A 26,143-nucleotide genomic window follows, 5' to 3' on the forward strand; every position below is an offset into this window, starting at 1 on the left:
GCTTTTGTCTTGTCGGAAGGCTGTCGCCTTACGCCGCCTGCAGTTGTCCGCAGACAAACGCCGTCTCGCCCGCGTTCAGCAGGGCGGCCAGCACCGGCTCGACGTTCTCCGGCGCGACGATCAGGATGAAGCCCACGCCGCAGTTGAAGGTGCGGCGCATCTCGTGGTCCGAAATGCCGCCCGTCTCGCCCAGCCACTGGAAGACCGCGGGCATCGGCCAGGAGTCCCAGTCGAAGCTGGCTTCCAGGCCCTCGGCGATGCAGCGCGGCGGGTTTTCGATCAGGCCGCCGCCCGTGATGTGGGCCGCGCCCTTGATCAGGTCGGCCTTCATCAGCGGCAGGACCGGCTTCACATAGATGCGGGTCGGCTCCATCAGGGCCTGGGCCAGGGTCTGGTCCTTGGCGAAGGGGGCGTCGTCGCCCCAGGCCAGGCCGGACTTCTCGACCACCTTGCGGATCAGCGAATAGCCGTTCGAGTGCGGACCCGAGGAGGCCAGGCCGATGATGACGTCGCCCGGCTTCTGCTGGTCCAGATAGGGCAGAACCTTGCCGCGCTCGACCGCGCCGACCGAGAAGCCGGCCAGGTCGTAGTCGCCGCCCGAATACATGCCCGGCATTTCGGCCGTCTCGCCGCCGACCAGGGCGCTGCCCGACTGGCGGCAACCCTCGGCGATGCCGGCGACGACGCGGCGCGCGGCGTCCACGTCCAGCTTGCCCGTGGCGTAGTAGTCCAGGAACATTAGCGGCTCGGCGCCCTGGGCCAGCAGGTCGTTGACGCACATGGCGACCAGATCGACGCCCACGCCATCATGGCGGCCGGTCTCGATGGCGATCTTCAGCTTGGTGCCGACGCCGTCCGTGGTGGTGACGATCAGCGGGTCTTCAAAACCGGCGGCCTTCAGGTCGAACAGGGCGCCGAAACCGCCCAGCGAGGCCTCTGCGCCGGGGCGGCGCGTGGACTTGGCCAGGGGCTTGATCGCGTTGACCAGCTGTTCTCCGGCGTCGATATCCACGCCTGCGTCGGCGTAGGTCAGACCGTTTTTCAGGGCCTCAGGGGTGTCGCTCATCGGTCACGGCTCGAAATCGGGGGCGAAAATATGTCGCGGCGCTCTTGCCACGACGGCGTCGCGCGGGGCTATAGCATCGGAATGACGCCAATCACCACCAATGACGCGCTGATCGCCTTCTGCGATCGTTTGGCCAAGGCCCCGTACATCACCGTTGATACGGAATTTATGCGGGAAACGACCTACTGGCCCAAGCTCTGCCTGATTCAGGCTGCGGCTTCGCCTACGGACGCCGCCATCATCGATCCGATGGCGGAGGGGCTGGATATGACGCCCTTCCTCGACATCCTGCGGGACGAATCGATTCTGAAGGTCTTCCACGCCGCCCGGCAGGACGTGGAGATCTTCAACAAGCTGGGCGCCATGCCGCGCCCGCTGTTCGACACCCAGGTCGCCGCCATGGCCGCCGGTTTCGGCGATCAGGTCAGCTATGAGGCCCTGGTCCGTCAGATGCTGGGTCAGGAGCTGGACAAGGGCAGCCGCTTCACCGACTGGGCGCGCCGTCCGCTGTCGGATGCGCAGCTGACCTATGCCCTTGGCGACGTGACGCACCTGTCGGCCCTCTATCCCAAGTTGCGCGACCGGCTGCAGAAGGAAGGTCGTCTGGACTGGGTCATGTCGGAAATGGGCGCCGTCACGGACCCGGCCCTCTACGACACCTCGCCCGAGAACGCCTGGAAGCGGCTGAAGCCGAAGAAGTTCAACGCCAAATATCTGGCCGCCTTTGTCGCTGTCGCCGTCTGGCGCGAGCGCGCGGCCCAGGAGCGCGACCAGCCGCGCGGCCGCATCCTGAAGGACGAGGCCATCGACGAGATCGCCGTCCAGGCGCCGACCGACCCGGACGCCTTCAACCGCCTGCGCTCGGTGCCCAAGGGCTTCGGCGGCTCGCGTCTGGGGCTGGAGCTGGCGGCGGAACTGAAGCGCGTCCTGGCCGACCCGGAAGCCCATGCGCCCAAGCTGGAGCGTCCGGCCAACAACCAGCCGGCGCCGCCCTCGGTGGTGGAACTGCTGAAGGTGCTGCTGAAGGCCAAGAGCGACAACGCGGGCGTGGCGGCCAAGCTGATCGCCACCGTCTCCGATCTGGAGAAGATCGCGCTGAACGACAACGCCGACGTCGAAGCCATGAAGGGCTGGCGCCGCCAGTTGTTTGGCGAGGACGCGCTGAAGCTCAAGAAGGGCGAGATCGCCCTGGTGCTGAACGGCGCCCGCGTCGAAGTGGTCGAGATCGAGGGCTGATCAACCCTCTCCCGGCGGGAGAGGGCTTGAGCGCACGAGAGTGTAGCGATCGTTCTTTGCGCGACCCGAAGGGCGGCGGGTAGCAGCCAAAGGGTGAGGGGTTTGTCCTGTCAGTCGGCGTGAGTCGTTGCGCGGGGGCCTGCGGCCGACTTCGCGCGCGAACCCTCACCCTTTTGCCTTGGCCAATCGCCTTCGGCTCTTGGAGGCTCAAGCCCTCTCCCATCGGGAGAGGGTTTTAGATTTTCAACGTCAGATCCATCGCTTCGGCCAGGGCCTTGGCCCGGCGTTTCGTCTGTTCGCCCAGCAGCATGTCGGCGTAGCCGTTGGCGGCGGTGACGCGCAGGGCGCCTTTCTCGACCGTGGCCGTGGCGTTGGCGAGAAGCTGCGGCGAGCGGCCGGACAGGTCGCAGGCCAGCCGCATGGCCAGGCCCAGGGCGCGGGCGCGCTTCTGGCCCTTTTCCGACAGCAGGCGGTTGACCGTGTCCGGCGCGGGTGTGCGCGCTTCGCCGCCATAGCGGGCGTTCATGGCCACGGCCATGAAGGCGCGTTCGGCGTGGGTCTGGCCCGGAATGGGCGACCACAGCACCTGATCGAACACCAGGTTGGTGCGGTGGTCCGGGTGCAGGCGCGCGCCCAGGTCGGCCAGGCGGCACACCGAGGACGTCAGCAGGGCGTCGCGTTCCTCGCCGAACACTTCAGGTAGGGCCGAGGCGACCGACTGCAGCCAGCCGTCCAGGGCGCGGGGCAGGGCGGGGTCCACGCCCTGGCGGCCGCCCCAGGCCGAACATCCGGCCAGCAGCGGATCGACGGCCCGCATGGCGGGCTCCATGCCGTCATACAGCAGCCCCTCGCGCACGCCCCAGGCCGAGAAGATGATCGAGCCAAGCCCCAGCCGGTCGATCAGCCCCTCCAGCACCAGGGCGGCGTAGGGCAGGGTCTCGGCGCGGCGCTTGGACAGGCCGGGCAGCTTCTCCAGCGAGGCGCGGGACTGACGCGCGACCAGCCGGGCCATATCGCGGGCGTCGGCGGCGTTCAGGACGTATTGGTGGACGATGCGGATCGGGTGCTCGACCATCGCCATATGCATCTGGGCCAGGCTGCGCCATGCGCCGCCGACGGCGTAGAGCGTCGAGGTCGCATAGTCGTCCTGGATCGGCTCCAGCCGTCTGGCGATGCGCGTCCGCAGGCGATCGGCGTCGAAGCCCTTGGCGTCTAGCAGGGCGAAGGGGCCCAGCGGCAGGGTCACGCCCTTGCCCCGCGGACCGTCGCCGATGCGCGTCAGCTCCAGACTGGCCCCGCCCATGTCGGCGGCCACGCCGCGCGCGCCCGGATCGCCCGCCAGCACGCCCAGCGCCGAATATTTCGCCTCTTCCTCGCCGCTCAGGACGCGGATGCGCAGCCCCGTCTCGGCGGCCACGCGCTCGCAGAACAGGGGACCGTCCTCGGCCTCGCGCACGGCGGCGGTGGCGGCGACCAGCACCTGATCCGGCTGGACGCCTTCGATCACGGCGGCGAAGCGGCGCAGCGCCGTCATGGCCATGACTACGCCCGGTTCGGACAGGCGCCGGGTGGCGGCCAGATCGCGGCCCAGACCGGCCAGAACCTTCTCGTTGAACATGGTCCAGACCGCGCGGCCTTCCAGCCGGTACAGCACAAGGCGCACCGAGTTGGAGCCGATGTCGATGACGGCGATCTGTTTCGATTCGTATTCGCGCTCGGGGCTCATCAGCGGCGCTTCCGCGGCTTGAGGCCTGGATAGGACAGGGCGCCGGGCAGGGTCTTCACCTTGCGGCCGCGCCCGGAGAGGCTGGGGTTGGTCATGAAGTACTTGTGCGCCGAGAAGGGCCGCTCCGACCCGCTGGGGATCACCCGCCGATACGAGCCGTCCGAGGCCAGAACCCAGCTCTGGGCGTCGTCCTTCAGATTGGCGACCATGATCTGGTCCAGCACCTGATCGTGGACGGTGGCGTTCAGGATCGGCGTCATCGCCTCGACCCGACGGTCCAGATTGCGCGGCATCCAGTCGGCCGAGGAGATGTAGACCCGCGCCCGGTTGCTGGGCAGATCGTGGCCGTTGGCGAAGGCGACGATGCGGCTGTGCTCCAGGAATCGGCCGACAATGGACTTGACCCGAATGTTCTCCGACAGGCCGGTCACGCCGGGACGCAGGCAGCAGATGCCCCGGATGACCAGTTCGATGCGCACGCCCTGTTGGCTGGCGCGATACAGGGCGTCGATGATCTCCGGGTCGACCAGGGCGTTCATCTTGGCCCAGATGGCGGCGGGCTTGCCCTTGGCGGCGGCGGCCATCTCCTTGCCGATCATCTCGATCAGGCTGGTCTTCATGTTCAGCGGCGAGACGACCAGGGCTTCCAACTCGTCCGGCTCGGCGTAACCGGTGATGTAGTTGAACACCCGCGTCGCGTCGCGGCCCAGCGCCTGGTCGCAGGTGAACAGGCTCAGGTCCGTGTAGATCTTGGCCGTGACCGGGTGATAGTTGCCGGTGCCAAAGTGGCAGTAGGTGCGAAGGCTGTCGCCCTCGCGCCGCACGACGACGCTCATCTTGGCGTGGGTCTTGTACTCGACGAAGCCGAAGACGACGTGGACGCCCGCCCGCTCCATCTGACGCGCCCAGCGCAGGTTGGCCTCTTCGTCGAAGCGGGCCTTCAGCTCGACCAGGGCGGTGACGTTCTTGCCGTTCTCGGCCGCCTCGATCAGGGCGGCGACGATGGGGCTGTCCTTGGAGGTGCGATAGAGCGTCTGCTTGATGGCGATGACGTGCGGGTCGCGCGCCGCCTGACGCAGGAACTGGACCACCACGTCGAAGCTCTCGAACGGGTGGTGGATCAGCATATCCTTTTCGCGCACGGCCGCGAAGATGTCGCCGCCGTTGTCGCGCACCCGCTCGGGGTAGCGCGGCTCATAACCCTTGAACTTCAGGTCGGGGTGGCCGCCGGGGATCAGTTCGGACAGTTGGGCCAGTCCCAGCATGCCGTCGACCAGCACCACGTCCTGCGGCTGGGCGTGAAGCTGGGCGATGATGAAGTCGCGCAGGTCGTCCGGCATGTCCGCCTGGATCTTGATGCGGACGACCGAGCCCATGCGGCGCTGCTTCAGCGCTTCCTCGAACTCCATGACCAGGTCTTCGGCCTCTTCCTCGATCTCGATGTCGGAATCGCGGATCAGGCGGAACAGACCCTTTTCCAGGATCTCGCAGCCCGGAAACATGTGGTCGATGAACAGCAGCAGCAGGTTTTCCAGCGAGACGTAGCGCGTGCGCCCCGGCGTGGAACGCCCGTCTGTCGCCAGCGCCCAGAAGCGCCGCACCTGCGTCGGCACCGGCACCAGAGCATAGAGGACGCGGTTGTCGCTGTTGCGCCGCAGCTTCAGCGCCAGCGAGAAGCCGAGGTTGGGCAGGAAGGGGAAGGGATGCGCCGGGTCGATGGCCATCGGCGTCAGGACGGCGAACAACTGGTTCAGGAACTCCGGCTCCAGCCGCTCGCGCTCGGTCTTGGTGATACGGCTGCGCTCGACGATCTCGATGCCCGCGGCGGCCATCTCCTTGCGCAGGACGCGCCACTGACGCTGCTGTTCGGCCATCAGGCCGCCTGCCGCCGCATTGACCTGCTCCAACTGTTCGGCGGGGGTCAGGCCGTCGGGCGAGACCACGCGGACGCGCTCGCGCACTTGTCCTTTCAGACCGGCGACGCGGGTCATGAAGAACTCGTCCAGGTTGTTGGCCGAGATGGACAGGAAGCGCACCCGCTCCAGCAGGGGGTGGCCCTCGTTCGCCGCCTCTTCCAGCACCCGGCCGTTGAAGGCCAGCCAGGACAGCTCGCGGTTGATGAACCGCTCGGGCGAGGCCATCAGCGCCTCGGACAGCTCCAGCTGCGGGGCGCGCGAGGAAGGGACTTCCTCGCCGGTGGTGTCGACGGCGATGGGCGCGAGATCAGTCATGATTCCGTTGTCGCTCGCGCCTGTGACGGCTGCAACCGCGATTGTGTCGCGGCGGGTGAGACTTTGGAGCGCCACCTATAATTCCGCTCATCCCGGCGGACGCCGGGATCCAGTAAGAGCCTCAGTCGCCCCGCTAAAAAAACCTGCTCACCCATCCACGCGCGAGTTTGCAGTCAAAGCACTGGATCCCGGCGTCCGCCGGGATGAGCGGGTAGGGGCGGCTACTCCCCGTCCAGCACCTGACGGGCCAGCACGCGCGTCACCGGGCGGTGCAGGGCGTCCAGGCGGTCGACCACGGCCTCGGCGGCGTCGGCCGAGCGGTCGATGCGGCGGACCAGATAGTCGATCAGTTCGTCGGCCGGGGTGATGTTCCGGCTGGCGAAGGCGCGGCGCAGCATGGCGGCGAAGACCACGTCGTCGGGCGCCTCGATCCCCACGGTGCGGATGGCGTTCAGGCGCGAGCGCAGGTCGGGCAGGTCCGTGGCCCATGATGCGGGCGGATCGCGCGACACCAGCAGTAGGGCGCCGCCGCCCGACTGGGTCAGGTTGATCAGGTGGAACAGGCTCTCGTCGTCGGCGTCCTGGGCCCGATCCAGCAGGACGGGGCGGCCCTCAAGCTCCAGCGGGTCGACCAGGGCGGCCTCGGCGCCGTGCAGGGCGATGGCGCCGGTGCGTTCGACCCAGGCGGCGGCCAGGTGGCTCTTGCCGCAGCCCGCCGGGCCGAACAGGGCCAGGATGGCGCCCGGCGCTTCCGGCCAGGTGGTCAGGGCGGCCACGCCCGCGGCGTTCGCTTCCGAGATCGCCAGGTCGGAGGCGCGTTGCGGCGTCTCCTGCTGCAGCGGCAGGCGCAGTTGACGGATTTCGGCGGCCGAGGCGTTCATGAGGACGGACCCTAGCCGGGCCGAGCCGTGGGCGTCTCTGTTGATAGGGCGGGATCACGGGGACAACCTGTCCGCCGCTGTGGATGGCGCGTCGTGGGCGATTCAGCCGCCAGCCTTGACTTTCGGGGGCGATGATGGGCCTTTCCCCGCTCCTAATTCACGCTGTTCGACAGCCGTTTTCAGACGAAAATCCGATATGCACGCCTATCGCTCCCATACCTGCGGCGCCCTCCGTTCGACGGATGCGGGCGCGAATATTCGTCTGTCGGGCTGGATTCACCGCAAGCGCGACCACGGCGGCCTGCTGTTCATCGACCTGCGCGACCACTACGGCCTGACCCAGCTGGTCCTGCACCCCGAGACGCCGGGCTTTGACGTCGTCGAGCGCCTGCGCGCCGAAAGCGTCATCAAGATCGACGGCGAAGTGGTCCTGCGCGAAGGCTCGACCGTCAACGCCAACCTGCCGACCGGCGAGGTCGAGGTGCGTGTCCAGTTGGTGGAAGTGCTGTCGGAAGCCGCCGAGCTGCCGTTGCCGGTCTTCGGCGAGCCGGAATACCCCGAAGAGATTCGCCTCAAGAACCGCTTCCTGGACCTGCGTCGCGAGACGCTGCATCGGAACATCGTCCTGCGTTCGCGCGTGATCCAGTCGATCCGCAACCGCATGTGCGCCCAGGGCTTCCTCGAGTATCAGACGCCGATCCTGACGGCCTCGTCGCCGGAAGGCGCACGCGACTTCCTGGTGCCGTCGCGGATGCACCCCGGCAAGTTCTACGCCCTGCCGCAGGCCCCGCAGCAGTTCAAGCAGCTGCTGATGGTGTCGGGCTTCGACCGTTACTTCCAGATCGCGCCCTGCTTCCGCGATGAAGACCTGCGCGCCGATCGTTCGCTGGAATTCTACCAGCTCGACGTGGAAATGAGCTTCGTCACGCAGGAAGACGTCTTCCAGGCGATCGAGCCGCTGATGCACGGCCTGTTCACCGAGTTCGGCGAAGGCAAGCCGGTGTCGCCGATCGACGGGACGCATACCTTTACCAACGACTTCGGCCAGACGATGGAGCACAAGGGCTTCGAGCGTCTGACGTTCGAACAGTCGATGAAGTGGTACGGTTCGGACAAGCCGGACCTGCGCAACCCGATCAAGATGCAGGACGTGTCGGACCACTTCCGCGACGGCGGTTTCGGCCTGTTCGCCAAGATCCTGGGCGCCGACGCCGCCAACGCCGTCTGGGCCATCCCGGCGCCGACGGGCGGTTCGCGCGCCTTCTGCGACCGCATGAACTCCTGGGCGCAGGGCGAGGGCCAGCCGGGCCTGGGCTACATCTTCTGGTCGGACGATCAGCAATCGTGGGGCGGCCCGATCGCCAAGAACCTGGGTCAGGAGCCGGCCGAGGCGCTGATGTCTTCGCTGGGTCTGGGCAAGGGCGACGCGGCCTTCTTCACCGCCGGCCTGCCGTCGGTCTTCGCCAAGTTCGCCGGTCTGGCCCGCACCCGCGTCGGCACGGAGCTGAAGCTGGTCGACGAAGACCAGTTCAAGTTCTGCTGGATCGTCGACTTCCCGATGTTCGAATGGTCGGAAGAAGAGAAGAAGGTCGACTTCAGCCACAACCCCTTCTCGATGCCGCAGGGTGGCATGGAGGCGCTGGAGACGCAGGATCCGCTGACCATCCGCGCCTATCAGTACGACATCGTCTGCAACGGCTATGAGCTGTGCTCGGGCGCGATCCGGAACCACAAGGCCGAGATCATGCTGAAGGCCTTCGAGATCGCTGGCTATGACGCCTCGGTGGTCGAGGAGCAGTTCGGCGGCATGCTGAACGCCTTCCGCTACGGCGCGCCGCCGCACGGCGGTCTGGCGCCGGGCATCGACCGCATCGTCATGCTGCTGGCCGGCGAACAGGCCATCCGTGAGGTCATCGCCTTCCCGCTGAACCAGCAGGGCCAGGATCTGCTGATGAGCGCCCCGGCCGAGGCCGAGGAGCGTCAGCTGAAGGAGCTGTCGATCCGCACCCAGCTGCCGATCAAGATCTGATCGCGGCGACAGCGCTGAAGTGGAAAAGGGAGGGGGCGACCCCTCCCTTTTTTGTGTCCGGTCCTCAGTTGCCCGAGGTGATGACCAGGTTGCGCTGGCGCGGAGGAATGGGCGGAACAGGCGGCGCGGGCGGCGTGCGGATGACGCGGACGCCGCCGCGGCAGTTTCGGGCCGTCAGGCCGCCCGGAAGGCGGGTCGAGGCGTCGCCGCAGGCCTCCTCGACCTGATCGGCGGTCAGGCCGCGCGCACGGGACAGGTCCAGGCCGCGAATGTCGGTACGGCGCAGGGAGGCGTCGCGGAAATCGGTGCGATTGAAGCTGCCGCCGGACAGGCGTGCGCTGTCCAGGTCGGCGTCGCGGAAGGTGGCGTTGTCGAAGTTTCCGCCCGACAGGTTGGACGCCTTGATGTCGGCGCCGGTGAAGTCTGCGCCGCTGGCGTTCACATTGGCCAGGGTGGCGCCGAAGATCTCCGCATCGTTCAGGCGGGCGCGGACCAGGACGGCGCTGTTCATGTTGACGCCCTGAAGCTCGGCGCCGGTCAGATTGGCGCCGGTCAGATTGGCCCGGATCAGGACGGCGCCGGTCGCTTCTGCGCCCATCAGTTGGGCGCCGGTCATATTGGCGGTGGTGAAGGTCGAGCCGACCATTTCGATGCCGCGCATGTCGGCCCGGCTGAAGTCGGCGCCGACGAAGTTCGAACCGACCAGTTCGGCGCCGCGCAGATTGGCTCCGACCAGGGTGGCGTTGGCGAAGTTGGCGCCGGTCAGGGTGGCGCCGGACAGGTCGCGGCCCGACAGTTCGCAACGGACGCAGCTGCCGCCCAGGGACACCATGCGGGCGACGTCGCGATCCTGGGACGAGGTCATGTCCACAGCGCCGGCCAAGGCGGGGGCGGCCGTCGTCAATCCCACAAGGGCTGAGGCGGCGAGGGCCAGACGGCGCAGGGGTGAAATCGAGCGTTTCATCACCCCTCTTGAATGCGCCTTAGTCCGTAAAAACCCTACTTAAATCGCGGTAACGAAGGCGACGCTCAACAGGCGGGAATGCGTAGTCCCGAAGGCAGAACCGTGTTCTGGTCGCCGCAGGCCTGATTGAGCTGCGACTGGGTCAGGCCGCGCGCGCGCGACATCTCGGCGCCCGACAGATTGGTCCCGTTCAGCTTGGCCCCGGCGAAGGCGGCGCCTTCCAGATAGGTTCCGACGAAGCTGGCGTTGGTTAGGTCCGCCCCGGTGAAGTTCGAGCTGGACAGGACGGCGCCGTAGGCCTCGACGTCGCGCAGGTCGGCGCGGCTGAAGTTGGTGCGGTTCATCACCGATAGGCTGATGTCCGCCTGACGGACGCGGGCGCCCGCCAGGTTCAGACCCGTGCGCTCCAGGCCCGAGAAGTCGCCCTGGAACAGGTTGCAGCCGGGGCAGGAGGCGCCGCGGCGCACCTGGCTGATCTGAGAGGCGTTCTGCGCCGAGGCGGGCAGGGCCGTCAGCGTCAGGCCGACGGCGGCGAGAAGGGCGATTGCGGGACGGATCATGCGGATGGCTCCAGGCTTTGCCGCCTCGCAGCAAGAAGCGGGCCGCCGTTTCGGGACAGTGCGTCCCGTTTCAGCCCTGAACTTGTTAACCCTGAACCTTGGGCGCCGCGCCGCAGGCCCCGCATACGGGCGTCCCGTTCCGATCCGTCAGCATCAGGTCGCCGCACTCGGGACAGGGGCCGGCCTGCGCCTGCGGCGTGGTGCGTGGCGACGGCTCCTTCCGGCCGAAGGGAGCGACGATCAGATTGTCGGGCGCCGCGCCGCGGGCGAAACCCTTGGAGATGAAGCGGGCGGCGGGCACGGGCTGGGGCGCGTCGGTCGGGGCGCCGTCCATACCGTCCAGATTGGCGGCCTCGGGCGTGACCTGCGCCAGTTCGCGACGGTCCAGATAGGAGACGCCCAGCTCGCGGAAGACATAGTCGAGGATGGAGGTCGCCGAGCGGATGGAGTCGTTGCCCGTGACCCGTCCCGACGGCTCGAAACGGGTGAAGACGAAGGCGTCCACGAACTCGTCCAGCGGCACGCCGTATTGCAGGCCGATGGAGATGGCGATGGCGAAGTTGTTCATCATCGAGCGGAAGGCGGCGCCTTCCTTGTGCATGTCGATGAAGATCTCGCCCAGTTCGCCGTCTTCGTACTCGCCGGTGTGGATGTAGACCTTGTGGCCGCCGACCGAGGCCTTCTGGATATAGCCCTTGCGGCGGTCGGGCAGGCGGCGGCGGGTGCGGTCGCGCTCGACCACCTTCTCGATCACGCGCTCGACGGTCTGGTGCGCGGCTTGCGGCGGGGCCTCGGCGCGGCGGGGGGCTTCAACTTCGGGCAGGGTCAGGCGGAAGCTGAGCGGGGCTTCCGCGCGGCGCAGGGCCACGGCGCGGCGATCGTCGCGCGCGCCGTCGGCGATGGCGCGGCTTATCTGCATGGCGTCGGAGCGCCAGTCCAGCAGGCGGGGGCGGGCGTCGGGGGCGTCGCTGAACGGCTCGATCGTCTGGCGCAGGGCCGCCTCGAGATCGGCGCCCGGCGTCGCCAACAGGGCTGTCAGCGAAGGCGGCGCCTGATCCCAGTCCGACAGGTCCGGTCGGCCGAAGACATAGGCGGTCGCGGCTTCGATCTCTTCAGCCGTGAAGCATAGACGAGGCAGCAAGGCGCCTTCGTCCGGCGTCAGCCCCAGCACGTCGCCGATGAAGCCCGCGTCCAGCACCGGCGGAGCGAAGGCGGGGCCGAAGTCCTCGACCAGGGCCAGGGCGCGCTCGATGGCCTCCAGCTCCAGATCGGTGAAGCCCAGTTCGCGCAGGCGTCCGTGGCTCACGCCCGGCGCCTCGGCCAGGGTGCGGCGGCCGAACAGATGGCGCTCCGCCGCCTCGACGTCGCCGCCCGCCGCGACGATGGCGGCGGCCAGGTCGGGCCTCAGGCGTCGGGCGATTTCGTCGTCGGCGGTCTGGAACACATCCGTCGCGCCGAACGGCGACAGGCCTAGCCGCAGGTCCAGCTCGGCCTCGTCGACGAACAGGCCGATCACGGCGTTGCGTCGCCCGTTCGACTCCAACGCGGCGGCGTCGCGCCCTTGCGCCTGAAGCGCGGCGATGACGTCGTCCTTGGCGGTCGCCCATTCGGGGCAGGGCGCCAGTCGGGCCGCCAGATCGCAGGAGGCTTGGGACGCCATGTCAGCGACGCGCCGCCCTAGCGCGGACGCCTGCGCGACAGGGTCGGCCCCGTCCTGGCTGACCGCCCAATCCGCCAGACCGCCGAGGCCCAGCGCGATGGGCCGCGCGGCCTGCGCCTCGGCCTGGCCTGCCTGGTCCAGTTCGATATCCAGCGCCGTGGTCCACAGGGCGACTAGCGCGTCTAGGGCAGAATCGAAGTCCGCCCCAGCCAGCGCCGCCAGCGCGGGCAGGTTCAGGATCGCGCGCGCGCCCGTCTGGGCGGCGGTCATGGCCTCGGCGTCGGCGGGTGAGAAGACGATCACGACCGGGCCTTCCTGCGCCGCCTCGGCCACGGCGGCGGTCTGGGGATCGCCTGAGGCGGTCGTGTCGCGCGCCGCCAGCACGGGCAGGGCGGCGGGCTGTTCGGCGGCTTCGATCGTGAGGTCGGCGGCCTCGCCCTGAATGGCGCGCAGGATGTCGGCGTCGCCGGCGCCGCAGCGGCGCGCCGCCACGGCCGCGCGGGCCAGGGCCGGGTTGGCGGCGGGATCGGCGCAGGCCTCGCGCGGGCCTTCGCAACGGGAGACGGCGTCGGCGACCTCGCCCAGCGCCTTGGCCAGGGCTTCGGTCGCGCGGGTGGATAGGCGACGCCCGCGCCAGGCGGCGGCCTGGGCCGACAGGGCCTGCGCCGCATCCGGTTCGGACAGGTCGATCAGCGGCCGGAAGCCGTTCGTCGTCGGCAGGGCGGGCGCAGCGAGGCCTAGCAGCATGGACGCGGCGAGTTCAGCAGCGAATCGCTCGGCCTCGGCGGCTGTGGTCAGGGCGCCGCTTTCGCGTCCATCAGATGCGAGTCGGGCGGCCCAGCCCTGGATGGCGTCGTCGAGGGCATGGGAGGACGACGACGCCTGGCTTTCAGCCCAGTCCAGCCAGGCTTCGACGCGAACGTCGGTCCACCCGGCGGGCGCTGCGACCGGCGTCAAGGCGCGGCCGCGCTCGATCTCGCGGGGCTCGAAAGCGAGCGTCGCGGCGAGAGGAGCAAAGCGAGCCTTGAAGCGCATTCCACGTCTCCACGCATGTCGTCTGAACCAGCTTACCGACAGACCTGACGGGCGTTCAACGTATGTTGTGGTTTGTGCGGGGGTTGCCCACAAGATGTTGAGGCGTTTCCCTTGCGCTCCCTGCTGGACGTAGGGCGTCGCGGTTTCTATGATCGCGCCGCGCCGCCGGACCTTCCCTGGGCGGTGGATTCGAGTGAGTTCGACGACGTGCTGAGCAAGATCTTCACCTGGTGGAACGGCGCCACGATCGGCACCCTGTTCACCGTCGGCAAACGCGGCCAACTGGTCGGCACGGACGAGTTCGGCAACCGCTATTACGAATCCCGCGACGCCGTCAGCTATGACGGCCGCAAGCGCCGCTGGGTCATCTATGACGGCTACGCCGAGGCGACCAAGGTGCCGCCGGAATGGCAGGGCTGGCTGCGCTACACCTATGACGAGACCCCGGCCGAGCGCCCGCTGCCGCGCCAGGCGTGGGAAAAGGATCACCTGCCGAACCTGACAGGCACGCCGATGGCGCGCCGTCCGCAAGGCTCGCTGGCGGCCCTGGGCCAACGCCCGGCCGCCACCGGCGACTATCAGGCCTGGAGCCCGGAATGACCCTTCGCCATGTCCTGCTGGCCGGGGTGGTCGTCGCGGGACTGGCGATCTCGGGCGTCGGCGTGGCCAGCGCCCTGATGGACCTGCCGCAGGACGCGACGCCGGCCCCGGCCGATCCGATCGGCGACCTGCTGCGCGACACCGGCCGCACGCCGCTGCAACCGACGCAGCCGCAGACTCCGCCCGCCAACGGCGGCCAGACTCCGGCGACGAACCCGACCACGCCTCCCGCCCCCGTACAACCGGGCGTCCCGACCGTCGCGGTCCAGGGACAGGAAGTCGCCGTTCAGGAAGAAGTGCCGGAAGACCTGACCGCCGAAGAGGAAGAGGCCGCGCCCGCGCCCGCCGCTCCGACCACGCCGCCGGGCGTGCGCCAGCGCCGCCGCGTCGCCGTCATTCAGGCGGTCGACAAGACGACGGCCGAGACCATGCGGTTCGAAGTCGAGGTGGGCGGTCGCCCGGTGCGTTTTGGCAAGACCCTAATCTTCAAGGCCCGCGCCTGCGAGGTCTCCGCTTCGGATGAAATGACCGAGGACGCCATCGCCTATATGGAGGTCGGGGTTCAGCCGCGCGGTCTGGCGGCGCCGACCGAGGCCCGTCAAGTCTTCAAGGGCTGGATGTTCGCCTCGTCGCCCAGCGTCAGCGGGCTGCAACACCCGGTCTACGACGCCTGGGTTGTCGGCTGTAAGGGCTAAGGGGCGCGCGAATGACGCATCGGAAATCCCCCAAGAAGACCGAAACCGTCGAAATTCGGCTTTCGCACGCCGCCAAGACCGCCTTCATGGCGCGATGCCGGGCCCAGGGCATGACGGCCAGCGAGGCGATCCGACGTTTCATTGATGCTGATCGGGCGGATGTTCGCGTTGCGTCGTGGCGCCAGATATGGATCGCAGCGGTCGCCGGGCTGGCGTTGGGTGCGATTGCGGCGCCGTCGCTGGCTCAGAGCCTCTCGCCGTCGCGCGCCGCATTCGATCGCCTGGACCGCGACCGGAACGGCGTCGTCACCTTTGAAGAGTTTCGCGCCCGCTAGAGCGAAATCGGTTCAGGTGCGATTGCATCTGAACTCAGGTATTCGCTCCAGCATCAATGCTGGAGCCTGATTCACGGCATCAGCGGAATCGCGAAGCGATTCCACCTCAACCGATCAGACTCTAGCGGATGGGTTTCAAAAACCGGTCGGTCTGAAGGTTCAGCCACGTCCCGGGTCTGGTCAGGCCGGCGCCCGGTTCCCATGACGCAAGCACGATCTCCGCTCGGCCGATGATGTTCTCGGCCGGCAGCAGACCGACGCCGACCTCGGCGGGCCATCGGCTGTCCAGCGAGTTGTCGCGATTATCGCCCATCACGAAATACCGGCCCGCCGGCACGCGATAGACGTCGGTGTCGTCGCCGGGCTGAGAAGGGCCGCCATCGTAGGTGACATAATCTCGACCGTCATCTCGACCGTCGCCCAGCGTTTCGTGCACGGCCAGCACCTGTCGCTCGGGCGCGTCGTGATCCTGGGTCAGACCCAGGGGCGTGCGTTTGACGGCGTGTCCGTTGATGAAAACCTGGCCGCTTCGAACCTGAACCGTATCGCCTGGCAGGCCCACGACGCGCTTAACCCAGGCGGTTGACGGGTCGTTGGGCCGACGAAAGACGACCACATCGCCCCTGGCCGGCGAACGCGCCAGAAGCCGCCTCGGCTTTATGGGCGGGTTGAACGGCAGCGACGCCGTGCTCCAGCCGTAGCTGTACTTCGACACGACGATGTAGTCGCCGGTGACAAGGCCCGGCTCCATCGATGAGGAGGGGATGGTGAACGGCTGGAACAGCACGGTCCTGACGACGAAGACGAGCAGCAGGGCGTAGGCCAGGGTTCGAGCGATATCGACGACTTCACGGCGCCAGGCGGGCGGTGCGTCTACAGGGGCGGGGGCGTTGGCGACATGGGTCATGACGCCATGGCGCGCCGGGTCAGTCGGTAAGGCCAGCCTTATCGTGTCCCGACAGTTGCAAAACCTGTCCGGACACGGCCGCCGCCACGGCTTCGACGCCTGTCAGCGGGACGAACAGTGCGGTGGAGTCCGGTACGACCTTCAGGGCCGGAGCCAGCATTCGCAGATAGGCCGTCTGCGGCGTCTCGACGGCCCCGAACTGGCTGAGGTGGTCGGTCAGGAACTGCGCGTCCAACAGGCGCCAGCCGCCCTTTCTCAGTCGTGCGACCAGATGGACCAGGGCGACCTTGGAGGCGTCCGTGGCCCGGCTGAACATGCTCTCGCCGAAGAAGGCGCCGCCCAGCGTCACGCCGTACAGGCCGCCAACCAGCGTCTCATCGTGCCAGCACTCGATGCTGTGGGCGAAGCCGCGCTGATGCAGTTCGACGTAAAGGCGACGGATCGGGGCGTTGATCCAGGTGTCCTCGCGCCCCGGCGCGGGCGCGGCGCAGGCGTCCAGCACGGCGGCGAAGGCCGTGTTCACCCGGACCTGAAACGGCTCGCCTCGCACGGTGCGGCGCAGGCGTGACGGAATGTGGAAGCGATCCAGCGGTATGACGCCCCGCTGGTCCGGCTCGACCAGGAAGACACGCGGATCATCGTGCGCCTCGGCCATGGGGAAGACCCCCCGCGCGTAGCAGGCGAGCAGCGCTTCCGGTCCGAAGACGTCGGAAGGGCCGCTCGCGCTGAAGCCCGGCTCGTCCAAAGGGCGCTTAGGCCTTGGCCTTGCGCGCCGCCGCCCACTTCTCCAGCCAGTGGATGTCGTAGTCGCCCGACAGGATGTCCGGCTCCTGCAACAGCTTCTGGAACAGGGGGATGGTGGTGTCGACGCCGCTGATGACCGTCTCGCCCAGCGAACGCTTCAGACGGGCCAGCGCCTCTTCGCGGTCGCGGCCGTGGACGATCAGCTTGCCGATCAGGCTGTCGTAATAGGGCGGGATCGAATAGCCGGCGTAGATGGCGCTATCCAGACGCACGCCCAGGCCGCCCGGCGCGTGGAACTCGGTGATCGTGCCCGGCGACGGGGTGAAGGTCTCCGAGTTCTCGGCGTTGATCCGCACCTCGATGGCGTGGCCCTTGAACTCGATGTCATCCTGCGTGAACGACAGCGGCAGGCCCGCGGCGATGCGGATCTGTTCGCGCACCAGATCGACGCCCGTGATCATCTCCGTGACCGGGTGTTCGACCTGCAGGCGGGTGTTCATCTCGATGAAGAAGAACTCGCCGTCTTCCCACAGGAACTCGATGGTTCCGGCGCCCAGGTAGCCGATGGCGGCGATGGCCTTGTTGACCGTCTCGCCGATCTTGGCGCGGCCCTCGGCCGACAGGGCGGGCGAGGGGGCCTCTTCCAGCACCTTCTGGTGACGGCGTTGCAGCGAGCAGTCGCGTTCGCCCAGGTGGACGACGTTGCCGTGGCTGTCGGCGATGACCTGGATCTCGATGTGGCGCGGCTTCTGGAGGTAGCGCTCCATGTAGACGGCGCCGTTGCCGAAGGCGGCCAGGGCCTCGGTCTGGGCCGTCTGGACGGCCTCGACCAGGTCGTCGGCCGTCATCGCCACCTTCATGCCGCGCCCGCCGCCGCCGGCGGCCGCCTTGACGATCAGGGGGAAGCCGATGGTCTTGGACGCCTCGATGGCCTGTTCGACCGTCTCGACCTCGCCGTCCGAGCCGGGGACGACGGGAATGCCCGCGTCCTTGACCGTCTGCTTGGCGGTGATCTTGTCGCCCATGACCCGGATATGCTCGGGCTTTGGACCGATGAAGGCCAGGCCGTGGGCCTCGACGATCTCGGCGAAGCGGGCGTTTTCCGACAGGAAGCCGTAGCCGGGGTGGATGGCCTGGGCGCCGGTGATTTCCGCCGCCGCGATGATCGAGGGGATGTTCAGATAGGACTTGGCCGCCGGCGCGGGGCCGATGCAGACGCTCTCGTCGGCCAGGCGCACCCACATGGCGCCGCGGTCGGCTTCCGAGTGCACGGCGACGGTGGAGATGCCCATCTCCTTGCACGCGCGGTGGATGCGAAGCGCGATCTCGCCGCGGTTGGCGATCAAAACCTTGTTGAACATGGGGCTCAGGCTTCCAGCACGACCAGGGCTTCGCCGAACTCGACCGGCTGGGCGTCGCCCACCAGGATTTCAGCCACCACGCCGTCGCGCGGCGACTGGATCGGGTTCATGGTCTTCATGGCTTCAACGATGACCAGGGTCTGACCCTTCTTCACCTTGTCGCCGACCTTGATGAAGGGATCGGCGCCCGGCGCGGGCTGCAGATAGGCGGTGCCGACCATCGGCGACTTCACCTCTTCGCCGGCGCGGGCGACGATGGTGGCCGGGTCCGACGGCATGGAGAGCGGCGCGGCGGCGGCCGGCGCGGCGTGGGCGACCGGGGCCGGTGCGGCGGCGTACTGGATCGGCGCGGCGGCGACGGTGACTTCGCGCTTCACCTTGATCTTCAGATCGCCGCGCTCGACTTCGATCTCGGTCAGGTCGGTGTCGTTCAGGATGTCGGCCAGGCTGCGGACCAGGTCGGCGTCGATGTTCTTGTTCTTGTCGTCGGACATGGGGGTCTCTTCTACTTGATCTTCAGACGGCGCGCGGCGGTCAGCCCTTGGCCCCGGCGCGGCGCGCCAGGTCCAGAGCGGCCCGGACGGCCAATTCATAGCTGCGGGGGCCGAAGCCGGCGATCACGCCGGTCGCGGCCAGGGACACATAGGAATGATGCCGAAACGCCTCGCGCGCAGCGGGGTTCGACAGGTGGCACTCGACCACGGGGATGCTCAGCGTCTTCAGCGTGTCCAGCAGGGCCACCGAGGTATGGGTGAAGGCGGCCGGATTGATGACCAGGGCGTCGGCCTCAGTCCTGGCTTCCTGGATCCAGTCGATCAACTGGCCTTCATGGTTCGACTGACGGAAGACGACGCGGGCGCCCTCGGCCGCCGCCTCGCACATGGCCTGAACGTCGGCCAGCGTCTCGCGGCCATAGATATCCGGCTCCCGAACCCCCAGCAGGTTCAGGTTCGGCCCGTTCAGGACATACAGGGTGAGAGTTTCGGGCATTCGCTCGCAAAACAGGCGCGCCGCCGCGCGGAATCGAGCGCGCGTTGTAGCCTAGGTGGCGCGCGGCGCAAAGCGGGCGGGGAAAAAGGTGACGTAGGGGGAGGGAAGCTCAGGAAAGTGGAACGATGGTGTCGCCGTGTGTGCGGATCCGTCGCCCTATGCGGCAAGCGTGTCGGCCGTCACGAATCTCGAACTCGACAGACGATCTATCCGCGATATCGTAAACCGTTATTGCATTGCCTTGTTCTATAACAAGATATCCTGGACTTCCAAACGTACAGCGCCCAGCGCTTGTCTGATGGAAGGTGCAGCGAATAGACCCCTTCTCGGTACGGATTAGCCAGTTGCCGATAAGCAAACTGTTTGAAAATTTTCACGATGAGTGAGCGTTGGCGCAATAGAGGGGCAAGGAACTTGACCTGAAGCTTCTGCGGGCACGTATGTCCATAGCATTTTTGGCACAACAGAATGTTGCTCGGATGAAGCGACTGCAGCGCTCGCGACCATGCCCGCGCCCGCGAGGGTCATGGAGTTTAGAAGGGTATTTAAAGCAAGCTTCATTCGCGGCTCCAAATTCGATGTGTATACTGGTTAATCGATCAGTGCGTTTCAATCTAAGAATTGCGAGTAACCTAAAAGCAGATTTTAATGGCGGGGTTTGATGTCTCACGCTCGAACTCCCATTATCAGACGTCTCCGGGAGGCTCTGCCTCTTCCCCTTCATTCCCTGGAGCGAACAGTTTGCGTATCGAAGTCAACGGCGAGGCGCGGGACACCGCCGCCACGACCATTCTGGGTCTGGTTCGGGAACTGTCGCTGGACCCCAAGAAGGTTGCGGTCGAGCGCAATCTGGAGATCGTGCCGCGGTCGCTGCACGGCGAGACGGTGCTGGCCGAGGGCGACAAGATCGAACTGGTGCAGTTCGTGGGCGGGGGCTGACCCTAACCCCCGCTCATCCCGGCGGACGCCGGGATCCAGTCCTTTGGCGACAGGTTCGCCCTTCAAAGGTTACGGGTGAGGCTCTCACTGGATCCCGGCGTCCGCCGGGATGAGCGGGAAGGGGGCGCAAGCGCAAGCCGATCAAATCCCGCAACGGCGCTTCCCCCCGGCGGCGGGCGGCGCTAGGTCACTAAACCATGACTGACACCGCTCCCCGCACCGACAGCTGGACCGTCGCCGGCCGCACCTTCAACTCGCGCCTGATCGTGGGCACCGGCAAGTATCGCGACTACGCCCAGAACGCGGCGGCGGCCGAGGCTTCGGGCGCCGAGATGGTCACCGTGGCCGTGCGCCGGGTGAATCTGACCGATCCGAACCAGCCGGTGCTGACGGACTTCATCGACCCGAAGAAATACACCTATCTGCCGAACACGGCGGGCTGCTTCACCGGCGAGGACGCGGTGCGGACCCTGCGTCTGGCGCGCGAGGCGGGCGGCTGGACCCTGGTGAAGCTGGAGGTTTTGGCGGACCCCAAGACCCTGTTCCCTGACATGGAAGAGACCCTGCGGTCGCTGAAGCTGCTGACCGCCGAGGGCTTTGAGGTCATGGTTTATTGCACCGACGACCCGGTCTATGCGCGCAAGCTGGAGGACGCGGGCGCTGTGGCCATCATGCCGCTGGGCGCGCCGATCGGCTCGGGGCTGGGGGTGCAGAACCCGATCAACATCCGCCTGATCGTCGAGCAGTCCAAGGTGCCGGTGCTGGTTGATGCGGGCGTGGGCACGGCCTCGGACGCCGCCATTGCGATGGAACTGGGCTGCGACGGGGTGCTGATGAACACCGCCATCGCCGAGGCGCGCGATCCCCTGCTGATGGCCAGCGCCATGAAGCACGCGGTCATCGCCGGGCGTGAATCTTATCTCGCGGGGCGGATGAAGAAGCGGTTCTACGCCGACCCGTCCTCGCCGTTGGCGGGGCTGATCTGAGAAGGCTCAGGGGCTGACCGGAAGGTCAGCCCTTTTTCTTGGCCGCTTCGATCAGGGCGCCGACCTCGCGCGGGTCGATGCCGGGGCTGGCGACGCCGTTGATGAAGAAGGTCGGCGTGCCCTGCAGGCCGAGCGCAGCGGCGGCGGCATGAATGTCGGTGACGTGGCGCGTCATCTCGGGTGCGGAGATGGCGGCGTTGGCCTTGGTCATGTCGACGCCGTTGTCGGATAGGATGCGGTCGATGGCGGCGCGGTCCAGCGCGCGTTCGGCCATCAGGGCGTCATAGACGGCCAGGTATTTGCCCTGCTGGTGCGCGGCCAGGGCGGCGCGGGCGGCGTACTGTGAGGAGACGTCCTCGCCCCGGTCCAGAATCGGCCAGTCCTTGAAGACGAAGCGCACGTCCGGGTGGGCGGCCATCAGGGCGCGGTAATCGTGTGCCACGGCCTTGCAGCCGGGGCAGCGGAAGTCGAAGAACTCGATCACCGTCACCTTGGCGTTCGCCGGGCCGAAGGCCGGATCGCGCGCATCGGCGGCCAGCAGGGCCGGGTTGGCGGCGGCGGCGGCGTTGATGGTCTGGACGCGCGACTGGGATTCCGCCGTCTCGCGCGCCGCCAGGATTTCATCCAGCACTTGCGGGTTCTGGATCAGATAGGCCCGCACCCGTTCGCCGAATCCGCCGGTCAGGTAAGGCGCGGCCGACAGGACCAGGGCGACGGCTGACATCCCTGCGGCGGCCCAGCCCAGCGTCGCGCCCGACAGGCCTAGGCGCGCCTTTCTCGGCGTAGCGGTCGGGGTGGGATCGTGGCGTGCGTCGTCGGTCATCAGTCTCTCGTCTTACTCAGTAAAGCCGTGGGGCGGGGCGGAATCAGCCGCCTCCTGGCGGGATAACGCCGGATCGGCTGCGCTGCTCATTGCGACGCTCGGCGTCCTGGATATCTTTCTCAGTCGCACCGGTCGCCAGTACGATGTCCGTCGCGCGGCGCCATTCGATCGAGCTGCGGTCCAGCATGTCGCGGGCGCGCATGGCGAACTGGGCGGCCTGGTCCGGACGGCGCAGAGCGAACCAGTATTCGGCCGAGGCCAGGCGCGCCTCGCCCTCCTTGCCCTGGCTGGAATAGGCCTGAGACAGCAGGCGCCAGGCCAGGTTGTTGTCGCCTTCCAGAGCCACGGCGCGCTTCAGCTGGTTTTCCGCTTCGGCCAGCTTGGTCGTATCGTTCGTCTCTATAAGGGCATGGGCCAGGTTGATGCGCAGAAGCGGAGCGTCGGGCTTGAGCTGCACAGAGCGTTCATGGGCGCCGATGGCTTCGGTCGGGCGGCCTTCTTCGAATAAAATCTGGCCCTTGAGTTCCCAGAAATAGGGGTTCTCGGGCTGTTCGGTCAGAAGCAGATCGACGGCGTCCAGCGCCTTCTGCGTCTGGCCGTCGCGGTACCAGGCGATGGCGCGAGCATAGCGGGCGGGCAGGGTGACGTTGCTGGACGGATAGTCGCGCAAGGTCGAATTGGGCGCGTCCATGAAGGCGCGGATCTTGGCCACGACCAGGGCGTGTTGAGCCATACGCTCGGCGCTATCGCGCTTGTTGTAGTTGGAGGCGGCTTCGACCGGCGGTCGCAGGGCCTCGATGCGTTGCGACGATAGGGGGTGGCTGCGGAAATAGGGGTAGCGGCGCTGGTCCGAGAAGATTTCCTGCGAGCGGAAGTTCTCGAAGAACTCGACCATGCCGCGTCCGGATTCCCCGGCGCGCTCCAGGGCGCGGGCGCCGGTGATGTCGGCCTCGCCCTCCTGGCTCTGCATGTAGCGCAGGGCGCCCAGAGTGCCGAAGTACTGGCTGGAGGCCAGCAGGGCCGCGCCCGCGTCGGGCGCGCCTGCGATCGCGGCCAGGGCGCCCAGCGCCATGGTCATGATCATCGGCTGCATCCCGGCGTTCTGGGCGCCGTCGCGCAGGGTATGCCGGTTCTTGATGTGCCCGGCCTCGTGGGCGATCACGCCCAGGAGCTGATTGGGGCTTTTGGTCCGCAGGATCAGGCCGGTGTTCAACCCCATGATCCGCCCGCGCGTGGCGAAGGCGTTCAGGTCGTTGTCGTTGACCAGCAGGATCTCCACCTCGTTCGGGTCCAGCCCCATGGCGTCGAGCACGGGCTCGGACCACTCGTGGATGATGCCCTCGATCTCGGTGTCCCGGATCAGGCTCTGGGCCTGGGCCGCGGCGGATGAAGCCAGCACCGCGAGGGCGCCGACGCCGGCGGCCAGATAGCGCCGAAAGCGGGTTGCGGCGGGGGGCGTCCTGGTCATGACGAACTCCAGAGCGATAGTCTCCCCCGCAGCTTCCAGCTTAATCGTGTCCGATCAACGGCGCCACCAGCCCCGCTTGGGCTTGGCGGGCGCTTCGCCGATCTGGTTCGGATCGTCGGCGATGATGGCCGCGATGTCGACCTCTGCGGCAGGCGTCGGTGTCGGTTCGGTCAGGACCACGGCTTGGGCCTGGTCTTTGACCATGACGTCTTCGATCACGACGTCTTCGGTCAGGGCCTCTTCGATCGCCTGCTCGATGCGGGCGGCGACGGCCGGGGGTACGTCCAGGTCGGCCGCGACCGGTTGAGGTTCCGGCTCGACCGGCGCTGCATCCTCGCTGGTCGTTTCCACGACAGGCTCAGCGGCGGTTTCAGACGCGACCTTGCGGCGAACGCGACGACGCTTGGGGGGCTCGATGGTTTCTACGACGTGGGGGACGTCGGCGGAGGTTTCCCCCACGGAATCACCATCGATCATCACGGCGATGGGCGTGTCCGGCGAACCGACGGGCGGCAGGCCTTCATTAAGGGCGCGATCCTCGACCTTGGCGTCGTGCGTCACTTCGCCACGACCGCGGCCGCGACCGCGACGACGACGCGAACGGCCGTTGCGGCCTTCGCCATCGTTCGCCTGTTCGACGGAGACTTCACGGATGTCCCCGTTCTCAGCCTCATCCCTTGCAGGGCGTTCGGCGATGATAGGCGCGGGATTGATCGGATCGAACCAGACGTAAGGATCCTGCAGCGAGGGCGTGCGGCCCCGCACCCAGGTGAAGACGTCGCGTTCGCCTTCCTCGCGCACGCGGCGACCGCCGCGACGGCCCCGACGGCGACGACCGCCGCGCCCGTCGTCATCGTCCTCGACAACAACGGCTTCGGCTTCTTCTTCACGACGACCGCCGCGACGGCGACGACGGCGACGACCGCCGCGACCGTCGTCGTCCTGTTCCAGGCGAGCGCGGGCTTCGTCGTCGTCTTCGTCTTCACGGTCCAGGTCAGCGTCGTCTTCATCGTCGCCGCCGAGGTCTTCGTCCTCGTCGACGTCCTCATCCTCATCAGCGAAGGCGCTGTCGTCGAAGCCGTCGTCGAGGTCAGCCAGGTCGATGTGGCTTTCCGGCGCGACGAAATCCTCGTTGGTTTCTGTGCGCTCGATCGAGTGCTCGCCCTGGGCCAGGCTGTCGTCGATCTGGATGACGACGTTCACGCCGCGCTGCTCCAGCAGGAACTGCAGATAGTCGCGCTTGTGGTTCAGAATGTAGAGGGCGACGGTCGTCGAGACGCGCAGGTTCACCGAACCCGCGCCGTTCTTGCCGGCTTCGATGTCGACGGCGCGCAGGGTGGTCAGCGCCGCGGATTCAGCCGAGCGGATACGTCCGGCGCCCTGGCAGCATTCACAGACCTCGGTCGCCCCTTCGATCACGCCCAGGCGGCGGCGTTGACGGCTGATCTCCATCAGGCCGAAGCCCGAGATGCGGCCCATCTGGATGCGGGCGCGGTCCTTGGCCAGGGCGTCCTTGAGGGCCTTCTCGACCGCGCGGTTGTTCTTGCCCTCGTCCATGTCGATGAAGTCGATGACGATCAGACCGGCCAGGTCGCGCAGGCGCAACTGGCGAGCGGCCTCGACGGCGGCTTCCAGGTTGGTCTTGGTGGCCGTGGCCTCGACGTTGCGTTCCTTGGTGGCGCGGCCAGAGTTCACATCGATGGCGACAAGGGCTTCGGTCTGGTTGATCACCAGATAGCCGCCCGACTTCAGCGGCACGACCGGCTGGTGAATCTGGGTCAGAATTTCTTCGATGCCGTTCGCCGCGAACAACGGACGCGAGCCCTGGTAGAGATGAATCTTCTTGGCCTGGGAAGGCATCAGCACGCGCATGAAGTCACGGGCCTGCTTGAAGCCTTCGACGCCCTCGACCTGAATGCCGTCGAAGTCCTTGTCGTACATGTCACGCACGGCGCGACGGACCAGGTTTTCTTCTTCGTAGATCATCGCCGGAGCGTTGGAGCTCAGCGTCGTCTCGCGGATCGTCGACCACAGGCGCAGCAGGTATTCATAGTCGCGCTTGATCTCGGCCTTGGTGCGCTTGGCTCCGGCCGTACGGATGATAAGACCCATCCCCTGCGGCACCTTCAGCGACGAGGCGGCGGCCTTGAGGCGGCGGCGGTCCGAGGTGTTGGTGATCTTGCGCGAAATGCCGCCGCCCTTGCCGGTGTTCGGCATCAGCACGCAGTAGCGGCCGGCCAGCGACAGCCAGGTGGTCAGGGCCGCGCCCTTGGCTCCGCGCTCATCCTTGACGACCTGCACCAGCAGGATCTGACGGCGCTTGATGACGTCCTGGATCTTGTAGCGACGCATCAGCCGACGCTTCAGGCGCTCTTCGTCGGCCAGACCGCCTTCGGATTCGTCGTCGCCTTCACGGCCTAGATCATCGTGATCGTCATCGTCCGACTGCGCTTCGGCCATGATGGCTTCGCGATCTGCGACCGGGATCTGATAATAGTCTGGGTGGATTTCGTTGAAGGCCAGGAAGCCGTGGCGGTTGCCGCCGTATTCGACGAATGCGGCCTGCAGGCTGGGCTCTACGCGGGTGACCTTGGCGAGATAGATGTTCCCGCGAAGCTGGCGACGCGCGCGGGATTCGAAATCGAATTCCTCAACCTGGCGGCCGTCCACGATCGCGACGCGCGTTTCTTCCGCGTGCGCCGCGTCTATCAACATGGTTTTTGACATTGAAGGTCTCTCTCAGGCGCGCCAGGCCGTGCGCCGCGATTTCAATCGCGGGAAGGGGGGCGGCTCGCCGAATGGAAATGGGGGCCAGGGCGCGCGTCATCCCCTCGCAGAAAGCGAGAGCGGCATGGTCTTGCCGGTGGGGATCGCAGGCGGGTCGGCCCATAAGGTTGTCGGTCCTGG

The 26,143-nt window shown here is 67.4% G+C and carries 22 protein-coding genes; 7 read left to right on the plus strand and 15 right to left on the minus strand.

The window, feature by feature from the left end; genetic code table 11:
- Positions 1–28 precede the first annotated feature (28 nt).
- The gene (gene purM, locus ABC419_RS07965; RefSeq protein ID WP_412877802.1) at positions 29–1,066 is read right to left on the minus strand and encodes a phosphoribosylformylglycinamidine cyclo-ligase; all 1,038 of its coding nucleotides are present in this window, start codon (positions 1,064–1,066) and stop codon (positions 29–31) included.
- Positions 1,067–1,147: 81 nt separating this feature from the next.
- Between purM and rnd the strand changes: the two genes are divergently transcribed.
- A complete protein-coding gene (rnd, locus tag ABC419_RS07970; RefSeq protein WP_412877801.1) occupies positions 1,148–2,302 on the plus strand; it encodes a ribonuclease D in 1,155 nt (384 codons plus the stop codon).
- Positions 2,303–2,537: 235 nt separating this feature from the next.
- On the opposite strand, the gene ABC419_RS07975 is transcribed toward rnd, so the two are convergent.
- From ABC419_RS07975 to ABC419_RS07985, 3 genes are all read right to left on the minus strand, one after another.
- Positions 2,538–4,028 (minus strand): Ppx/GppA phosphatase family protein, encoded by a 1,491-nt coding sequence (locus ABC419_RS07975; protein WP_412877800.1) that lies wholly within the window; start codon positions 4,026–4,028, stop codon positions 2,538–2,540.
- Positions 4,028–6,259: an RNA degradosome polyphosphate kinase gene (locus tag ABC419_RS07980; RefSeq protein ID WP_412877799.1), complete on the minus strand. Its 2,232-nt coding sequence runs from the start codon at positions 6,257–6,259 to the stop codon at positions 4,028–4,030. The genes ABC419_RS07975 and ABC419_RS07980 overlap by 1 nt, the downstream gene beginning before the upstream one ends.
- Positions 6,260–6,480: 221 nt before the next feature.
- The gene (locus ABC419_RS07985; RefSeq protein ID WP_292057372.1) at positions 6,481–7,140 is read right to left on the minus strand and encodes a P-loop NTPase family protein; all 660 of its coding nucleotides are present in this window, start codon (positions 7,138–7,140) and stop codon (positions 6,481–6,483) included.
- A 196-nt stretch (positions 7,141–7,336) separates the two neighbouring features.
- Between ABC419_RS07985 and aspS the strand changes: the two genes are divergently transcribed.
- The gene (gene aspS / locus ABC419_RS07990) at positions 7,337–9,169 is read left to right on the plus strand and encodes an aspartate--tRNA ligase (RefSeq protein WP_412877798.1); all 1,833 of its coding nucleotides are present in this window, start codon (positions 7,337–7,339) and stop codon (positions 9,167–9,169) included.
- A gap of 64 nt (positions 9,170–9,233) precedes the next feature.
- On the opposite strand, the gene ABC419_RS07995 is transcribed toward aspS, so the two are convergent.
- The 3 genes from ABC419_RS07995 to ABC419_RS08005 all read right to left on the minus strand — a co-directional run bounded on the left by ABC419_RS07995 (position 9,234) and on the right by ABC419_RS08005 (position 13,388).
- Positions 9,234–10,133, minus strand: coding sequence for a pentapeptide repeat-containing protein (locus tag ABC419_RS07995; protein WP_412877797.1), 900 nt, complete (start codon positions 10,131–10,133; stop codon positions 9,234–9,236).
- A 65-nt stretch (positions 10,134–10,198) separates the two neighbouring features.
- Positions 10,199–10,693, minus strand: coding sequence for a pentapeptide repeat-containing protein (locus tag ABC419_RS08000; protein WP_087140316.1), 495 nt, complete (start codon positions 10,691–10,693; stop codon positions 10,199–10,201).
- Between the two features lie 85 nt (positions 10,694–10,778).
- Complete coding sequence (locus tag ABC419_RS08005) at positions 10,779–13,388, minus strand: TSCPD domain-containing protein (RefSeq protein ID WP_412877796.1); 2,610 nt, start codon at positions 13,386–13,388, stop codon at positions 10,779–10,781.
- A 207-nt stretch (positions 13,389–13,595) separates the two neighbouring features.
- Here ABC419_RS08005 and ABC419_RS08010 point away from each other — a divergent pair, with 207 nt between their 5' ends.
- The 3 genes from ABC419_RS08010 to ABC419_RS08020 are packed head-to-tail and all read left to right on the plus strand — an operon-like array spanning position 13,596 to position 15,018.
- On the plus strand, positions 13,596–13,988 hold the full coding sequence (locus ABC419_RS08010; protein WP_040346802.1) for an NADH:ubiquinone oxidoreductase subunit NDUFA12: 393 nt from the start codon (positions 13,596–13,598) through the stop codon (positions 13,986–13,988).
- Positions 13,985–14,683 carry a DUF2155 domain-containing protein gene (locus tag ABC419_RS08015; RefSeq protein ID WP_200166863.1) on the plus strand — a complete coding sequence of 233 codons (699 nt, stop codon included), beginning with the start codon at positions 13,985–13,987 and terminating at the stop codon, positions 14,681–14,683. Before ABC419_RS08010 ends, ABC419_RS08015 begins: the two co-directional genes overlap by 4 nt.
- A gap of 11 nt (positions 14,684–14,694) precedes the next feature.
- On the plus strand, positions 14,695–15,018 hold the full coding sequence (locus tag ABC419_RS08020) for an EF-hand domain-containing protein (protein WP_368923869.1): 324 nt from the start codon (positions 14,695–14,697) through the stop codon (positions 15,016–15,018).
- Positions 15,019–15,139: 121 nt separating this feature from the next.
- Here ABC419_RS08020 and lepB read toward each other — a convergent pair whose 3' ends face one another.
- Genes lepB through aroQ form a run of 5 tightly spaced genes read right to left on the minus strand, consistent with a single transcriptional unit; the run spans position 15,140 to position 19,020 of the window.
- On the minus strand, positions 15,140–15,925 hold the full coding sequence (lepB, locus tag ABC419_RS08025) for a signal peptidase I (RefSeq protein ID WP_412877795.1): 786 nt from the start codon (positions 15,923–15,925) through the stop codon (positions 15,140–15,142).
- Positions 15,926–15,944: 19 nt separating this feature from the next.
- Entirely contained in the window at positions 15,945–16,670 is a 726-nt protein-coding gene (gene aat / locus ABC419_RS08030) for a leucyl/phenylalanyl-tRNA--protein transferase (protein WP_412877794.1), read from the minus strand.
- A 7-nt stretch (positions 16,671–16,677) separates the two neighbouring features.
- The gene (gene accC / locus ABC419_RS08035) at positions 16,678–18,030 is read right to left on the minus strand and encodes an acetyl-CoA carboxylase biotin carboxylase subunit (RefSeq protein WP_412877793.1); all 1,353 of its coding nucleotides are present in this window, start codon (positions 18,028–18,030) and stop codon (positions 16,678–16,680) included.
- Positions 18,031–18,035: 5 nt separating this feature from the next.
- Entirely contained in the window at positions 18,036–18,524 is a 489-nt protein-coding gene (gene accB / locus ABC419_RS08040; RefSeq protein WP_003165401.1) for an acetyl-CoA carboxylase biotin carboxyl carrier protein, read from the minus strand.
- Between the two features lie 40 nt (positions 18,525–18,564).
- Entirely contained in the window at positions 18,565–19,020 is a 456-nt protein-coding gene (gene aroQ, locus ABC419_RS08045) for a type II 3-dehydroquinate dehydratase (protein ID WP_368923862.1), read from the minus strand.
- Between the two features lie 741 nt (positions 19,021–19,761).
- On the opposite strand from aroQ, the gene thiS reads away from it, so the two are divergent.
- Both thiS and ABC419_RS08055 read left to right on the plus strand, forming a co-directional pair.
- Entirely contained in the window at positions 19,762–19,959 is a 198-nt protein-coding gene (thiS, locus tag ABC419_RS08050) for a sulfur carrier protein ThiS (protein WP_412877792.1), read from the plus strand.
- Positions 19,960–20,156: 197 nt separating this feature from the next.
- The gene (locus ABC419_RS08055; RefSeq protein WP_003168099.1) at positions 20,157–20,945 is read left to right on the plus strand and encodes a thiazole synthase; all 789 of its coding nucleotides are present in this window, start codon (positions 20,157–20,159) and stop codon (positions 20,943–20,945) included.
- A 25-nt stretch (positions 20,946–20,970) separates the two neighbouring features.
- Here ABC419_RS08055 and ABC419_RS08060 read toward each other — a convergent pair whose 3' ends face one another.
- From ABC419_RS08060 to ABC419_RS08070, 3 genes are read right to left on the minus strand one after another with little or no spacing between them, the layout of a single operon-like run.
- Positions 20,971–21,768 (minus strand): DsbA family protein, encoded by a 798-nt coding sequence (locus ABC419_RS08060; RefSeq protein ID WP_412877791.1) that lies wholly within the window; start codon positions 21,766–21,768, stop codon positions 20,971–20,973.
- 43 nt (positions 21,769–21,811) lie between these two features.
- On the minus strand, positions 21,812–23,236 hold the full coding sequence (locus ABC419_RS08065; protein ID WP_412877790.1) for a M48 family metalloprotease: 1,425 nt from the start codon (positions 23,234–23,236) through the stop codon (positions 21,812–21,814).
- A 54-nt stretch (positions 23,237–23,290) separates the two neighbouring features.
- Entirely contained in the window at positions 23,291–25,963 is a 2,673-nt protein-coding gene (locus tag ABC419_RS08070) for an Rne/Rng family ribonuclease (RefSeq protein WP_412877789.1), read from the minus strand.
- Positions 25,964–26,143: the final 180 nt, after the last annotated feature.

It is taken from the genome of Brevundimonas phoenicis (genome assembly GCF_047237745.1).
In the GTDB taxonomy this organism is placed as follows: domain Bacteria; phylum Pseudomonadota; class Alphaproteobacteria; order Caulobacterales; family Caulobacteraceae; genus Brevundimonas.